This window comes from Sporobacter termitidis DSM 10068 (assembly GCF_900130065.1).
GTDB classification, from domain to species: domain Bacteria; phylum Bacillota; class Clostridia; order Oscillospirales; family Oscillospiraceae; genus Sporobacter; species Sporobacter termitidis.
This window is the reverse complement of the sequence record NZ_FQXV01000016.1, coordinates 15,504-30,140: the sequence shown is the minus strand read 5'-3', so window position 1 is coordinate 30,140 and position 14,637 is coordinate 15,504. Positions and strand designations below refer to the sequence as shown.

13 protein-coding genes and 1 other annotated feature are annotated in these 14,637 nt (G+C 60.6%); of the genes, 2 read left to right on the top strand and 11 right to left on the bottom strand.

What is annotated here, in order from left to right:
* Window positions 1–129: 129 nt before the first annotated feature.
* The 11 genes from aroF to BUB60_RS17240 all read right to left on the bottom strand — a co-directional run bounded on the left by aroF (window position 130) and on the right by BUB60_RS17240 (window position 10,194).
* Window positions 130–1,146 (bottom strand): 3-deoxy-7-phosphoheptulonate synthase, encoded by a 1,017-nt coding sequence (gene aroF / locus BUB60_RS17290; protein WP_073082020.1) that lies wholly within the window; start codon window positions 1,144–1,146, stop codon window positions 130–132.
* 2 nt (window positions 1,147–1,148) lie between these two features.
* Entirely contained in the window at window positions 1,149–1,928 is a 780-nt protein-coding gene (trpA, locus tag BUB60_RS17285; RefSeq protein WP_073082017.1) for a tryptophan synthase subunit alpha, read from the bottom strand.
* Window positions 1,921–3,102 (bottom strand): tryptophan synthase subunit beta, encoded by a 1,182-nt coding sequence (gene trpB, locus BUB60_RS17280; protein WP_073082013.1) that lies wholly within the window; start codon window positions 3,100–3,102, stop codon window positions 1,921–1,923. The genes trpA and trpB overlap by 8 nt, the downstream gene beginning before the upstream one ends.
* A 21-nt stretch (window positions 3,103–3,123) precedes the next feature.
* Window positions 3,124–3,762 (bottom strand): phosphoribosylanthranilate isomerase, encoded by a 639-nt coding sequence (locus BUB60_RS17275; RefSeq protein WP_073082009.1) that lies wholly within the window; start codon window positions 3,760–3,762, stop codon window positions 3,124–3,126.
* 449 nt (window positions 3,763–4,211) lie between these two features.
* Window positions 4,212–4,991, bottom strand: a complete 780-nt coding sequence (gene trpC, locus BUB60_RS17270) for an indole-3-glycerol phosphate synthase TrpC (RefSeq protein ID WP_073082006.1) — start codon at window positions 4,989–4,991, stop codon at window positions 4,212–4,214.
* Complete coding sequence (trpD, locus tag BUB60_RS17265; RefSeq protein WP_073082003.1) at window positions 4,978–6,006, bottom strand: anthranilate phosphoribosyltransferase; 1,029 nt, start codon at window positions 6,004–6,006, stop codon at window positions 4,978–4,980. The genes trpC and trpD overlap by 14 nt, the downstream gene beginning before the upstream one ends.
* Window positions 5,999–6,583, bottom strand: coding sequence for an anthranilate synthase component II (locus BUB60_RS17260; protein ID WP_073082000.1), 585 nt, complete (start codon window positions 6,581–6,583; stop codon window positions 5,999–6,001). Before BUB60_RS17260 ends, trpD begins: the two co-directional genes overlap by 8 nt.
* A complete protein-coding gene (locus BUB60_RS17255; protein WP_073081997.1) occupies window positions 6,580–8,043 on the bottom strand; it encodes an anthranilate synthase component I family protein in 1,464 nt (487 codons plus the stop codon). The genes BUB60_RS17260 and BUB60_RS17255 overlap by 4 nt, the downstream gene beginning before the upstream one ends.
* 90 nt (window positions 8,044–8,133) lie before the next feature.
* Window positions 8,134–8,385, bottom strand: a binding site (T-box leader).
* Window positions 8,386–8,434: 49 nt separating this feature from the next.
* Window positions 8,435–9,082, bottom strand: coding sequence for a helix-turn-helix domain-containing protein (locus BUB60_RS17250; RefSeq protein WP_073081994.1), 648 nt, complete (start codon window positions 9,080–9,082; stop codon window positions 8,435–8,437).
* 99 nt (window positions 9,083–9,181) lie between these two features.
* On the bottom strand, window positions 9,182–9,703 hold the full coding sequence (locus tag BUB60_RS17245) for a transposase (protein WP_073081992.1): 522 nt from the start codon (window positions 9,701–9,703) through the stop codon (window positions 9,182–9,184).
* A gap of 53 nt (window positions 9,704–9,756) precedes the next feature.
* Entirely contained in the window at window positions 9,757–10,194 is a 438-nt protein-coding gene (locus BUB60_RS17240; RefSeq protein WP_073081989.1) for a GNAT family N-acetyltransferase, read from the bottom strand.
* Window positions 10,195–10,297: 103 nt separating this feature from the next.
* Here BUB60_RS17240 and BUB60_RS17235 point away from each other — a divergent pair, with 103 nt between their 5' ends.
* Together BUB60_RS17235 and BUB60_RS17230 are read left to right on the top strand one after the other, a co-directional pair.
* Window positions 10,298–11,419, top strand: coding sequence for a DVU_1551 family NTP transferase (locus tag BUB60_RS17235; protein ID WP_073081986.1), 1,122 nt, complete (start codon window positions 10,298–10,300; stop codon window positions 11,417–11,419).
* A 374-nt stretch (window positions 11,420–11,793) separates the two neighbouring features.
* A complete protein-coding gene (locus tag BUB60_RS17230) occupies window positions 11,794–14,625 on the top strand; it encodes a molybdopterin-dependent oxidoreductase (RefSeq protein ID WP_073081982.1) in 2,832 nt (943 codons plus the stop codon).
* Window positions 14,626–14,637 lie beyond the last annotated feature (12 nt).

Sequence of the window (14,637 nt, the reverse complement as noted above, 5' to 3'; positions counted from 1 at the left end):
AACGAGCGTTTTCATCGTAACGTATCCGCGGTCCATCCAATGCTTTTCATCTTCAAAAAACCATTCTATTTTGCCGGTAAAAAGTAATGGAAAGGCTTTTGCCTTTCCATTACTTAATTTTATTTCAGCTTATTTTACTTTTTTCCCCTCGAACTCTGCCCTTCTGCGTATCTCGCCGCAGAGGTCGCGGAATTGGTCGAGGTCCAGGGACTGGGCGCCGTCGGAGAGGGCGTTTGCCGGGTCGTTGTGGGCTTCGATCATAAGGCCGTCGGCGCCGACGGCGACGGCGGCCTTCGACAGGGCGGGGACGAGGCTGCGGATGCCGGCGGCGTGGCTGGGGTCGACGATGACGGGCAGGTGGGACTTCTGCTTGAGGAGCGGCACGGCGGAGAGGTCCAGGGTGTTGCGCGTCATCGTCTCAAAGGTGCGGATGCCCCGCTCGCAGAGGATGACGTTGGGGTTTCCCTCGGCCACGATGTATTCCGCGCTCATCAAAAATTCCTCGATGGTGCTGGAAAAGCCGCGCTTTAACACCACCGGCTTTCTGCACCGCCCGACCTCCTTAAGCAGATCGTAATTCTGCATGTTGCGCGCGCCGATCTGGAGGACGTCCACGTCCCCGAAGAGCGGCAACTGGGTCTGGTTCATCACCTCGGTGACGATAGGCAGGCCGGTGGCGCGCTTTGCGGCCAGGAGATACTCCAATCCCCTCTCCTGCAGGCCCTGGAAGGAATACGGCGAGGTGCGCGGCTTGAACGCCCCGCCCCGCAGGAGCGTGGCTCCGCTCTCCTTGACCGACCGGGCGACCCCGATGATCTGCGCCTCGCTCTCCACCGAGCAGGGGCCGGCGATGACCTGGAAGTACCCCTCCCCGATCGTTACGCCGCCGACGGTGACCAGCGTGTCCGCCGGGTGGACCGTCCTGTTGACGGCCTTGTACGGCTCGGTCACGCGCTTGCCGTACTCCACGATCTCGTTCGTCTGGACGATAAAGTCCACGTCCAGCCTGGCCGTGTTGCCGATGAGGCAGACGACGGTGTGCTCCGTACCGGTGCTCAAAAACGTCGTGAACCCGGCCCCTTCGATTTTTTTCACAAACGCGGCGATCTTGTCCTCCGCCGCGTTTTTCTTAAGGACGAACACCATGCTCAGGCCTCCCCGGCAACGGCGCGCTTCATTTCGCGCACGTAATCGCGCACCGGGTCAACGGACGCTTCCCCGTACTGCTCGACGATTTTGACGATGGCGCTGCCGACGATAGCCCCGTCGGCCACGGCGGCGATCTTCCGCGCCTGCTCCGGCGTCGAGATGCCGAAGCCCACGGCGCAGGGGATATCCTTTGCCGCCTTGACGAGCGCGATCATGGCGGCAAGGTCCGTGACGATCTCGCTCCGCACGCCCGTGACGCCCAGGGACGACACCACATAGACAAACCCCTCGGCCTCCCGGGCGATCATGGCGACGCGCTCGTTGGAGGTGGGCGCGATGAGCGAGACGAGGGTGACGCCGTATGCGCCGCAGAAGGCTTTGATCTCACCCTTCTCCTCAAAGGGCAGGTCCGGGACGATGACGGCGTCGACGCCCGCATCCCGGCAGTTTTTCATGAATTTCCCGGGCCCATAGGCGAAAATGGGGTTGATGTACGTCATGAGCGCCAGCGGCACGTCCGTCTTTTGCCGGATACGCCGGACGGACTCGAAGATTTTATCCGTCGTCGTGCCGGCGGCCAGGGCGCGCTCGTCGGCCCGCTGGATGACCACGCCCTCGGCGACGGGGTCGGAAAACGGGATGCCCAGCTCGACGAGGTCCGCGCCCGCCTCCGCCATGGCGAGCACCAGCTTTTCCGTCGTCTCAAGCTTCGGGTCCCCGGCCGTGACGAAGGGAATAAAGGCTTTTTTATTCTTGAAAACATCGCCGAGCCTACTCATGGAGGTCCACCCCCTTGTACCGCGCGATGGCGGCCACGTCCTTGTCCCCGCGCCCGGAGAGGTTGATGACAATAATTTGCTCCTTCCCCATCGCCGGGGCCAGCTTGCGCGCGTAAGCCACGGCGTGGGCGCTCTCGATGGCGGGGATGATCCCCTCCAGCCGGGAGAGGTATTCAAAGGCGTCCACGGCCTCGTCATCCGTCACCGGCACGTACTCGGCGCGCCCGATATCGTGAAGATGGGCGTGCTCCGGGCCGATGCCGGGATAATCGAGCCCCGCCGAGATGGAATAGACCGGGGCGATCTGGCCGAACTCGTCCTGGCAGAAATAGCTCTTCATGCCGTGGAAGATGCCCGGGGTGCCGGTGGCGATGGTGGCCGCCGTCCGCGCCGTGTCCGCGCCGAGCCCCGCCGCCTCGCAGCCGATGAGCCGCACCGACGGGTCGCCGATGAAATCATAGAAGAGTCCGATGGCGTTGCTGCCCCCGCCGACGCAGGCCACGCAGGCATCCGGCAGCTTCCCCTCCCGCGCCAAAAGCTGCGCCTTCACTTCTCTGCCGATGACGCTCTGAAAGTCGCGCACCAGCGTCGGGAACGGGTGGGGGCCCATGACGGAGCCGAAAATATAATGGGTGTCGCCGATGCGGGCCGTCCACTCCCGGAGCGCCTCGTTGACGGCGTCCTTGAGCGTCATTGTCCCGCTCGTCACCGGATGGACCCTGGCGCCCAGGAGCTCCATGCGGTAGACGTTGAGCGCCTGGCGCTCCGTGTCCTCCCGGCCCATGAATATCTCGCACTCCATGTCCATGAGGGCCGCGGCCGTTGCCGTGGCCACGCCGTGCTGGCCGGCGCCCGTTTCGGCGGTGACGCGGGTCTTGCCCATTTTTTTGGCCAGCAGCGCCTGCCCCAGCACGTTGTTGAGCTTGTGGGAGCCGGTGTGGTTCAGGTCCTCGCGCTTTAAATAAATCTTCGCCCCGCCCAGATCCTTCGTCATCCGCGCGGCATCGTAGAGCAGTGACGGCCGGCCGGCGTAATTTGCCAGCAGGTCGTTCAGCTCCGCGTTGAACGCCGCGTCGTTTTTATAAAAATCATACGCCTTTTCGATCTCGATGAGCGCGTTCATGAGCGTCTCCGGCACGTATTGCCCGCCGTGGGCGCCGAATCGTCCCTTCATATGTTGATCCTCCCCAGAGCATTAATTATTTACCACGGAAGGCGAACGGTGTTCACCCGTCTTCACGATCCTGACAATTTCTATTATTTTCGCCGCGTCCTTGACGCCGTCCGTTTCCGCGCCGCCGCTGACGTCCAGGCACCAGGGGCCCAGCGCGGCGGCTTCCTTAATATTCCCGGCGTTCAGCCCGCCGGCCAGAAAAAAGGGCTTTTGAAGCGGCGGGATGAGCCCGTGGTCAAACGTCTTCCCCGTCCCGCCGTAGGCATCCTTTTGGTAGGTGTCCAGCAGGAGATAGTCGCAGGGCAGCGCCTGCGCCGCCAGCACCTGCCCGGGGCTTTGGACGCGGACGGCCTTGATGACGGGTATCCCGACCCGGCGCTTCAGGTCTTCGATATACGCCGCGTCCTCGTCGCCGTGCAGCTGGACAAGGTCGATGGTGCCGTCCCTGACGACGCGCGCGATCTCGTCCGGGCCGGCGTTCACGAAGACGCCGACCGCCCTGATGCGCCCGTCCAGGCGCCTCTTCAGCCCGGCGGCCTGCTCCGGCGTTACCTTTCTCCGGCTCTCGGCGAAGACGAAGCCGATATAATCCGGCCGCGCCTCGTTGACGGCGTCGATGTCCTGGGGTCGCGTCAGGCCGCAGATTTTGATTTTAGTCATGCTGTTATCCTTCTTTATACGTTGCTGATTGCGGTACCGCCGAGGTTGGTCCGCGGCGTTTGGCGTCGTAGGGGCGGACCTTGTGTCCGCCCTGTAACATTGCTGCACGGCGTATCGGGGAGGGCAGACACAAGGTCTGCCCCTACGGAAGGGCGTGGGACGGCGGCCCGCGCGGAGCACGGCGGCGGCCCCTACGTGCTGTGCCTTTGACGGGCGGGACGGGCGATTAATAATCGCCCCTACAGGCATCGGCAAGGTTTTGCGCCTTGGGAATGTCTCCTGTGCCATTCCGTTTCCCACAGCACGACGGCGGAAACGAACGAAACCTAAGGGCCGCCGGCACCTCTGGCCCCCGCAATATACGCGGACACACCCCGTAGGGGCGATTATCAATCGCCCGTCCGCCCAGAGTTACAATATATCTATCAGATATATATCTGATAGATATATCACGCCATACCTCTCAGCTCCCGCAGCGCCGCTTTTTTATCGCCGCTGCGCATGAGCGTTTCGCCGATGAGGACGGCGTTGACCCCGGCGCGGCGGAGCAGGCCGACGTCTTCCGCCGTTTTGATGCCGCTCTCGGCCACGAACAGGATATCGCCGGGTACCAGGGGGCGCAGCCGGACGCTGTTGCCCAAGTCCACCTGGAACGTCCTGAGGTCGCGGTTGTTGACGCCGACGATGCGCGCTCCGGCGGCGAGGGCCGAGCGGATTTCCGGCGCGTCGTGGGCCTCCACCAGGGCCGACAGGCCGAGGCTGTCGCAGATGCCGATATAGCTTTTCAGCGTTTCGGTGTCCAGCAGCGCGCAGATGAGCAGGACGGCGTCGGCGCCGATGAGCTTTGATTCATAGAGCTGGCAGTCGTCCAGGATAAAATCCTTCCGCAGAAGGGGCAGGCCCACCTGCGCCCTGATCCCGCTCAGATAATCGGGGTGGCCGAGAAAATAGTCCGGCTCCGTCAAAACAGAGACGGCGTCCGCCCCCGCCTTTTCGTAGTCCCGCGCAATGTCCAGGTACGGGAATTCCCCGGCGATGACGCCCTTGGACGGCGAGGCGCGCTTGACCTCGCAGATCACGGCGATATCCGGCGCGCGCAGGGCGGCTTCAAAGGGGAATGCGCCCCTGTCCATCGCCAGCGCCCGGCTTTTGAGCTCTTCCGGCGGCGTCTGCGCTTTGAGCGCTTCGACGCGGCGGCGGGTGGCGTCGGCGAGTTTATCGAGGATCATGCGCCGCCACCTCGTTTGTCGCCCGGATGAACTGTTCCATTTTCTTTTGTGCCGCGCCGCTGTCGATAAGCGCGGCGGCCTGAGCAACGCCGACCATGATGCTGGGCGCCCTCCCGGCCAGATACAGGCAGGAGGCCGCGTTCAGCAGCACCACGTCGCGCTTCGGCCCTGTTTCGCCGCCTAAAATCCGGCGGGCGATGGCCGCGTTCTCGGCGGGGTCGCCGCCGACAAGGTCGGCCCGGGCGGCAAGCGCCAGGCCGAAAGTCCGCGGGTCCAGGCTGTAGCGGGCGAGCGCGCCGCCGTCCACTTCGCAGACGGTGGTGGTCGTTGTGAGGGAAATCTCGTCGAGCCCGTCGTCGCCGTTCACCACCATGGCGCGCCGGACTCCCAGGTTCGACAGTACGCGGGCCAGCGGCTCCACAAGGCTTTTGTCGTAGACGCCCAGCAGCATCATGGAGGCGAACGCCGGGTTCGACAGCGGGCCCAGGATGTTGAAGATGGTGCGCGCGCCGATCTCCTTGCGGACGGGCGCGGCGTATTTCATGGAGGCGTGATAGTTGGGGGCGAACATGAAGCACATGTCGGTTTCCGCCAGCACCCGGGCGCTCTCCTCGGCGGTGAGGGTGATCTTCGCGCCCAGGGCCTCCAGGAAGTCGGCGGCGCCGCACTTGCTGGACACGCTGCGGTTGCCGTGCTTGGCCACCGGCACGCCCGCCGTGGCCACGACGAAGGACGTGACCGTTGATATATTGAACGTGTGGGCCTCGTCGCCGCCGGTACCCACGATGTCCATGACCTCCCGGTCGAACGGCAGGCGGGTGCACTTTTCGCGCATGACTGTTGCGCAGGCGGTGATCTCGTCGATGGACTCGCCCTTCATGCGGAGCGCCGTCAGGAAAGCGGCGATCTGGGCGGGCGTGGCCTCGCCGCGCATGATCTCGTCCATGGCCTCCCTGGCCGTTTCAAAGGGGAGGCTCACCCCCTCCACCGCGGTTTTAATGGCCTCTTTAATCATGTGAAGACCCTCCGATCTTTAAAAAGTTGCGGATGATAACGCCGCCCTGCGGCGTCAGGACCGACTCGGGATGGAACTGCAGGCCGATAACATCAAGCTCCCGGTGGGAGACCGCCATGATCTCCCCCATCCCGTCCTGGGCGATGATTTTCAGGGCGTCGGGCACGGTATCCCGCCTGGCGATCAGCGAATGATACCGGGCGGCCTCGATTTTTTCGGGCAGGCCCGCGAAAACAGGGCTCCCGGTATCGATAAAAATGTCGCTCTTTTTGCCGTGCATCAATCTGACGGCGTGGGTGATCTCGGCGCCATACACCTCGCAGATGGCCTGATGCCCCAGGCAGACGCCCAGGACCGGGAATTTGCCGCCCAGCGCCCGGATGACGTCCTCGCAGACGCCGGCGTCCTTCGGGTAGCCGGGGCCCGGGGAGAGGATGATGTGGCTGGGCTGCAGGCGCTCGATCTCCGGGACTGTCAGCGCGTCGTTTCTCACGACCCTGATATCGGGATCGATACCGCCGATGAGCTGCACCAGGTTGTAGGTGAAGCTGTCGTAATTGTCGATCATCAAGATCATCCCGCGTTCACCTCCCCCGCGTTCATGACGGCGTTCATCACCGCTCTGGCCTTGTTGCCGGACTCCTCGTACTCCAGGTCCGGCACGCTGTCGGCCACGATACCGCCGCCGGCCTGGACGGTGACTTTGCCGTCTTTTTTGACCGCCATGCGGATGGCGATGCAGGTGTCCAGGTTGCCGGCGAAATCGATATACCCCAGCGCCCCGCCGTAGATGCCCCGGGGCAGGCCCTCGATCTCCTCAATGATCTCGCAGGCGCGGATTTTAGGCGCGCCGGAGAGCGTCCCGGCCGGGAGGACAGCCTCGACGGCGTCCAGCGCGTCCCGGTCTTCCCGGATATCGCTCTCGACCCGGGAGGCGATGTGCATGATCTTTGAATACCGGTGGATCATCATATAGTCCATCACCTTGACGGAGGAGAAATTTGAGATTCGGCCCAGGTCGTTGCGGGCCAGGTCCACCAGCATGTTGTGCTCGGAGAGCTCCTTTTCATCCCGGAGGAGCTCCTCCTCCAGGGCTTTGTCCGCCGCGTCGTCGGCGCCCCGGGGGCGCGAGCCGGCCACGGGAAAGGTGGCGAGCCGGCCGTTTTGGAGCCGCACCAGCGTTTCCGGCGAGGTGCTCATGATTTCCAGGTCGTCCAGGTGCATGAACACCATATACGGCGACGGGTTTGTGGTGCGCAGCACACGGTAGGCGTCCAGGAGGCTCCCTTCAAAGGGGGCCTCGAACCGCCGGGAGATGACCGCCTGGAAAATGTCGCCGTCGACGATGTATTTCTTCGTCTTCTCCACCTGGGCGCGGTAGGCCTCCCTGGTGACGCTGCAGGTAAATTCCGCCTGCCTCCCGGCGCGGGGGGCGGGCGCGGGCGGCGCGGGCTCTCCGATCAGGCGGACGATGCTGTCCAGCTCCGCCACGGCCTTGCCGTAGTTTTCCATCAGGCGGCCGGTACTCATGTTGACGATCACGCAGATCTTCTGCTTTAGGTGGTCGTAGGCGATCACCTTGTCGAACAGCATGAGGTCAAAGTCGTTCGTATCTCCCTTTTTGAGCTTCAAAACGGGCTCGGCGTACCCGATCATGGAATACGCGAAGTAGCCGACGAAGCCGCCGGTGAAGGGCGGCAGGTCCGGCAGCCGCGGAGCGCGGTAGCCCGACAGCAATTCCCGCAGGGCGGCGAGGGGCTTGTCGGTCACGACTGTTTTGGTCTCCCCGCCTTCGATGGTGACGGCGCCGTCTTTGCACGTGACGCGCAGGACGGGGTCGTAGCCGAGAAAGGAGTACCGCCCCCATTTCTCGCCGCCCTCGACGCTCTCCAGCAGATAGTAGCGGCTGCTGATCGAGGCAAGCTTCCGCAGCAGGAGGATCGGCGTGGTGACGTCGGCGTAAATCTCCCGGCTGACGGGGATGGTATTGTAGGTCTTGGCCAGCTCTTCGATTGTTTCACAGGACGGTCGGATCATTATTGTCACACATTTTCATTGATGGGATGAAAACTCCTTTCTCAAAAAATAAAGGGCGGAACCGGAGAAATAAAAAAAGCCCTCGTCCCCACATGGGACAAAAGCCTTAAAACTTCTGCGGTGCCACCCAAATTGATGAAATAAATCATCCGCTCTTCCGCGTACCATCATACGCGCCCTACTGATAACGGACAGGATTCCCGTCGGCGTCTACTCCCGGAGGCCGGTTTTGAGCCACCCTCGCAAGCCCATTCGAAAAAATCCGTGTTGCCGCATTCCCACCACATAGCGGCTCTCTGGATGCACCAGACTTTTTGTACTCTTCTTGCTCAAAGGTTTAATCTATGCACTTGTTATGCTTTATCATATGGCAGGGCCCGCGAAATGTCAATCATTTTTTTGTTCCGAACGCTTTACCTTTCTTTATCAGGATTAAATCTCCCGCGATACAAATTCCGAAGTATGCCAGCCAGCACAGGCCATAGGTGACGAATGAATTTCCCAATAACGGATAAGGCGCAATCAAACCTGTATATCCGCCAAAGAAACCATCCAGCACATTGAAGCAAAGCGATAGGGGAATGAACATCAGCGCCCACAAATTAATCAGCCAATAATATCTCTTTGCCTTGACCTTTGTTTCGTCAGCCCCTATGGTCTGCCCGACGGCAAAGCTCACGCAGCCTATTGCCATAAGGATGAGTCCGGCTGCCACGGCGGACGCCGCTTGCTTCTCATGCCATATCATCACCGACACGATTAATCCTATAAAGTTAAATGCCGTGCCGGTAATTGAAAAGATTCCAGCGTCCGGCTTTTTCTTAAATTCTTCTTTCTTTGGTTCGATTCCTTTTAAGAGGTAATCTGTGGTCACCTCAAAATAATCACTCATCAAAATGATTTTCTCAATATCGGGTGTGCTTTGCGCACTTTCCCATTTTGAAACGGCTTGTCTGGATATGCCAACCTTGTCCGCAAGCTCTTCCTGCGAAATACCTTTTATTTTTCTTAAATTTTGAATTTTGTCTGCAATATTCAAAACCGACACTCCTTTCTTTTGACAGTGTCATAATAGCAAAACCGCAGTTGCATCACAACCAGTCACACCTGGCGTATTGTCAACCGGCGGTTGCAACGGTTATTTCATGGGATGCGGCACAGCCTCGCAGTATTCGTCATCCGCCCATTTGGCGGGATTTGTGTCGATATAGTTCCATTTGGTAAAATAGTCGGCCTCGTCACGTATGATGTGGTCATAATAGGATTTCTGGAAAATTGATGTACCGGCCTCTTTTGTCACCAGTGTCTTCAACGTCCGGATAATCTTTGGTATTATGGTATTCGTAGGGGGCGATGCCCACATCGCCCCGTCTTTCAGTTCAATAATCATGTGGATATGATTCGGCATAATGGCGTATTTATCGACATACACATTCTCATATTTTGAATCTATATTTTTTATATACTTCTCTGTAATTGCTCCAATTTCACTCAAAAGGACCGACGGGGCGATGTGGGCATCGCCCCCTACGGCGTGACCCAATATTTCGCGTCGATGGAGGGTACATATCGTCACAAAGTAATATCCCGCCTGAGAGTAGTTGTAACCTTTCAGACGCAACTGCTTTCGAAACGGTGCCTCAATTTTCCCGTTATCCATGTGCTTGTCTCTTTCTAAATTCCTGTCTTCATGTACGCGGCTCGCCGGGGCCGTCACAGCCAGCGGATAAAGGCTGTTTTGTCGGTTTTGTTGTACCCGGCCTTTTCGTAAAACCGGAGCGTGCTCTCCTTTTTCGAGCCCGTCATCAGCATCAGCTTGTAGCACCCGGCGCTTTGGGCCAGCGCCGCCGCATAATCCAGCAGGGCCGTAGCATACCCCTGTTGGCGGCAGTCCTCGTCGGTGATGACGTTTTCGATGAGTCCGTAGGGCCGGCCGCCGTGGGTCAGGTTCGGGACGACGACGAGCACGCAGGAGGAGACAAGGCGGCCGCCCGAAAACGCGGCGAGGACATGATGATTCTTGTCGGCCAGGATGCCGCGCCAGATATTTTCGGCAGGCCCGCCCATTTCGGCCGCGGCGCCTTTATCGAATTGCTCATACAGCCGCAGCAGCCCGGGCAAATCGCCCCTCAGGACTTCTCTGATTTCCATCGCGCCCTCCGTCAATACTAATAAAGTATCACAATTATAGCACCGGCGGCAGTTTTCAAAAAGAGCGAAATATGATAATATTTACAGGACTGGAGGCGAGATCATGAAAATCGGCCTGATCATCCTTTCCGCCGGGTATTCCCAGCGCATGGGCGTTTTGAAGCCATTGCTCCCGGTGGGAGAGGAAAGCGCGCTGCACCGCGCCGTCGGCCTGGGCAAGCTGGAGAAGGTCCACACCATCTCCGTCGTCACGGGATATCGCCACGAGGACGTGGAGGCCGAGCTGGACAGGTGCCGCGCCAAAAACGTCCGGCACATTTTTAACAGCCGCTTTTCTGAAGGGATGTTCACCTCGGTGAAGGCCGGTATCCATTCCCTGCCGGCGGACCTGGACGGCTTTTTTCTCCTGCCGGTGGACCACTGCGCCGTGCGGCCGGAGACACTGGAGAAAATCATCGCCGCCTTTATTCTGGACAACGGCAAAACCGTCGTGTATCCAACATATAACGGCCGGCGCGGCCACCCGCCGCTGATCCCCCGCGGCTTTGCCGCCGGGCTCCGGGACTACGACGGCGCGGACGGCATGCGCGGCTATCTGTCGCGGTTCCCCGCGGCGGAGGTGGAGACGGACGACGGCGGCACCGTGACGGATATGGACACGCCGGCCGATTACGAGGCGCTGCTCCGTTATCTCGGCCTGCCGGTCTATCCCGACGCGGATACCTGCGCGCGCCTCATGGAAAAATACAAGATGCCTGACAACGTGGCCGCCCACTGCCGGGAGGTGAACGCGCTGGCGCTGCGCCTGAGCGGACTGCTCCGGGAAAAGGGCGGACTCATCGACGAGGGCCTCCTCTCCGCCGCCTGCCTCCTGCATGACATTGCCCGGGCGGAGCCCGAGCACGCCAATGCCGGCGCCAAGCTTCTGCTTTGCGAGGGGTATCCCGCCGCGGCCCGGCTCGTTGATATCCACATGGACCTGCCGGAGGACTACGTCCCGCAGCCGGACGAGGCGGCCCTGCTTTATCTGGCGGACAAGCTCTGCCGGGCCGGCGCCCGCGCGCCGGTCGGGAGGACCCGCCAGGCGCTGCAAGCCCGCTTTGCCGGGAACCCGGAGGCGCTGGCAATGGCCATGAAACGCATGGACCGCGCGCAGCAGATCCTGGATATGCTCCGGGAGCGGTACGGTGTCACCTATCGGGACATGGATATACCGGCTGAATGATTGTAAAATTTTTTTATTTTTTTGTATTCTAAAACAATTTCGTTATGAAAATGGCAATCTGCCGGAGAGATTTTTCCGTTATTTTGCACATACTTCCGCACCATCTCCCCGCTGCCCATTGTCAATAATTCGGTAGTACGCAACGAATTACGCCGTTATTTATGATAAAGTGCATAGAATTAACCCGTCAATTTTAAGTAGTTGTTTGCCATTTACATTTGAACGCACTTTTGATACAATTTATCTAAATTGGTACGACGTTTACGCACTATTATGTATGTAATCAGCAAGGGCACCCCCAAGACAAAAACCGGGAAGATATCCCCATTTTACCGGTCTTTGCCGCCCAATTATAAAACGGAGAGGATTTTAATATGGTAACGAGATTGAGAGTATCCATCAACGGCGTGGAAAGGCCGGTTGTCTGCGATCCCGATAAGGACAGCCTTGCCGTCGTGCTCCGCAGGATGGGTCTCACCGGCACAAAGATCGGATGCGGTATCGGCGTCTGCGGCGCCTGCTCCGTCATTTTGAACGGTGAAGTCATCAGGTCCTGCAACAGGAAGATGAAGAAGGTCCCCGAATTCAGCGAGATCATCACCATCGAGGGCATCGGCACGCCGCAGCACCTGCATCCCCTGCAGCAGGCCTGGATCACCTACGGCGGCGTACAGTGCGGCTTCTGCTCGCCCGGCTTTATCGTCTCGGCTTACGGCCTGCTTTTAAAGAATCAAAGCCCGACCCGCGAAGAGGTCCGCGCCTGGTTCAAGGAGCACAAAAACGTCTGCCGCTGCACGGGGTACAAGCCTCTGGTCGACTCCGTCATGGCCGCCGCCAAGGTCGTGCGCGGCGAGGCCACCATGGAGGATATTACATTCGATACCACCAAGTATAAGGACTTTTACGGCACGGCCCTGCCGAGGCCGGCGGCGCTGCCCAAGGTTTGCGGCCTGGCCGATTACGGCGACGATATCAAGCTCAAAATGCCGGAAGGCACGGCGCATCTGGCCGTCGTCATCTCCGAGGTCCACCACGCCAAGATCCTCAGCATCGACACCTCGGAGGCCGAAACGATGCCCGGCGTCATGAAGGTCATGACAGCGGGAGACGTCAAGGGCTCCAACAGCCTCCCTGTCCCCCAGATCCACCCCCGCATGAAGGCCCACGGCATTCTGGAGTTCCCCGTCATCTGCGGCAAAAAGATCAACCGCCGGGGCGACGTTGTGGCGCTGGTGGCCGCCGACACGGAAGAGCACGCCCGGGCGGCCGCCAAAAAGGTCAAGCAGAACCTGGAGATCCTGCCGGCGTATATGTCCTATCCCGAGGCCGTCATGCCCAACGCCATCCAGCTCCAGGAGCAGCTGCCCAACTTCTATATGGAACAGCCGCTCTTTAAGGGCGAGGACGCTTCCGAGATCATCGACGACGCCGACATCACGGTGGAGGGCAGCTTCTATTCTTCCCGCGAGCCGCACCTGCCCATCGAGCCGGACACCGTCCAGGGCTATTACGGCGCGGACGGCGAGCTCGTGATCCAGTGCCGCTCCCAGGCGCTGCACGACAACCGCGGCGAAATCTCCGCGGCCACCGGTCAGCCGGAGGATAAGCTGCGCATCATCCAGAATCCCACCGGCGGCTCCTTCGGCAACACGATCACCGCCAACACCTACTCCCTGGTGGCCACGGCCGTCCAGAACCTGGGCATCCCCTGCACGCTGACGCTCAACTACGAGGAGTATAACCATACCACCGGCAAGCGCGGCGCTTCTTACTCCAACGCCCGCCTGTCCTGCGACAAGGACGGCAAGATCTCCGCCGTCGAATTCGACGTGGCGCTGGACCACGGCGCCTATACCGTCGTCGCCAGCATCATCTTCGGCAACTTCGTGTCCATCCCCTTCCACGGCTACAATATCCCCAACATCAAGGCTCTGGCCCGCGCCGGCATGTCCAACAACGGCTTCCAGACGGCGTATCGCGGCTTCGGCGCGCCCCAGATCTACACGATGTCCGAGGCGCTCATCGACATGGCCGCCGAGAAGCTCGGCATGGACCCGTGGGAGTTCCGCTATAAAAACCTCGCCAAGCCCGGCGACACCACCATCAACTCCAGGCCCTATAAGAACTACGACATCTATCCCCAGCTGATGAACAAAATCAAGCCCGTTTACGACAAGTACAAGGCCGAGGCGGAGGCGGCGAAAAAAGAAGGCCGCCATCTCGGCGTCGGGCTCAGCCTGGGCGGCTTCCTCTGCACAACGGGTATGTTCGACGCGGCCGAGGTCGCGCTGGAATTGAACCCCGACGGCACGATCACCCACTATAACACCTGGCAGGACGTGGGCCAGGGCGGCGACATCGGCACCCTGACGCACACCTTAAAGGCTCTGGAGCCCCTGGGCCTCACACCCGACAAGGTGCGGCTCGTCCTGAACGACACCGGGACTTGCCCGAAGACCGGCCTGTCCGCGGCCAGCCGCCAGCACTTCATGGCCGGCAACGCCACCATCGACGCGGCCAACAAGCTCATGGACGCCATGCGCAAGCCGGACGGCACCTGGCGCACCTATGACGAGATGGTAAAGGAAGGCATTCCGACGAAGTATCTGGGCCACACCGACCACATGAGTCACAAGATCGACCCCGGACTCAACCCCAACAACGGCGAGGGCGAGAAGAACTCGGAGTTCATGTACGCGGTCAACTGCGCTCTGGTGGAGGTCGACGTGAATACCGGCAAGACGCAGGTTCTCCGTTACACCACCGCGGCGGACGTGGGCGTTATCGGCAACAAGCTGGCCGTTGACGGTCAGGCTTACGGGGGGCTGTCCCACAGCATCGGCTTCGCGCTCAGCGAGGACTACAACGCCGAGAAGAAGCACGGCAACATCGCCGGCTGCGGCGTCCCGACCATTGACATGATCCCGGACGACTTCAACATCATCTATCAGGAAACGCCGCGTCCCCTTGGGCCGCACGGCTCCGCCGGCTGCTCGGAGAACTTCCAGTGCTCCGGCCACATGGCCGTCATCAACGCCATCAGCAGCGCCTGCGGCGCCCGGGTATACGCCCTGCCGGCCACGCCCGACAAGGTCAAGGCCGCCTATGACAAGAAGCAGCGCGGCGAGGACATCACGCCGCCGAAATACTTCCTCGGCACCGACTTTGAGGAAGAGCTCGAGCTCATCCGCGCCAACCCGATGTAAGCGGCAGCTTCA

Excerpts from the sequence above, each read along its gene's own strand:
- aroF (WP_073082020.1), bottom strand. The coding sequence starts at position 1,146 with ATGGTGTTCGTCCTTAAGAAAAACGCGGCGGAGGACAAGATCGCCGCG.
- trpA (WP_073082017.1), bottom strand. The coding sequence starts at position 1,928 with ATGAGTAGGCTCGGCGATGTTTTCAAGAATAAAAAAGCCTTTATTCCC.
- trpB (WP_073082013.1), bottom strand. The coding sequence starts at position 3,102 with ATGAAGGGACGATTCGGCGCCCACGGCGGGCAATACGTGCCGGAGACG.
- BUB60_RS17275 (WP_073082009.1), bottom strand. The coding sequence starts at position 3,762 with ATGACTAAAATCAAAATCTGCGGCCTGACGCGACCCCAGGACATCGAC.
- trpC (WP_073082006.1), bottom strand. The coding sequence starts at position 4,991 with ATGATCCTCGATAAACTCGCCGACGCCACCCGCCGCCGCGTCGAAGCG.
- trpD (WP_073082003.1), bottom strand. The coding sequence starts at position 6,006 with ATGATTAAAGAGGCCATTAAAACCGCGGTGGAGGGGGTGAGCCTCCCC.
- BUB60_RS17260 (WP_073082000.1), bottom strand. The coding sequence starts at position 6,583 with ATGATCTTGATGATCGACAATTACGACAGCTTCACCTACAACCTGGTG.
- BUB60_RS17255 (WP_073081997.1), bottom strand. The coding sequence starts at position 8,043 with ATGATCCGACCGTCCTGTGAAACAATCGAAGAGCTGGCCAAGACCTAC.
- BUB60_RS17245 (WP_073081992.1), bottom strand. The coding sequence starts at position 9,703 with ATGGATAACGGGAAAATTGAGGCACCGTTTCGAAAGCAGTTGCGTCTG.
- BUB60_RS17240 (WP_073081989.1), bottom strand. The coding sequence starts at position 10,194 with ATGGAAATCAGAGAAGTCCTGAGGGGCGATTTGCCCGGGCTGCTGCGG.
- BUB60_RS17235 (WP_073081986.1), top strand. The coding sequence starts at position 10,298 with ATGAAAATCGGCCTGATCATCCTTTCCGCCGGGTATTCCCAGCGCATG.
- BUB60_RS17230 (WP_073081982.1), top strand. The coding sequence starts at position 11,794 with ATGGTAACGAGATTGAGAGTATCCATCAACGGCGTGGAAAGGCCGGTT.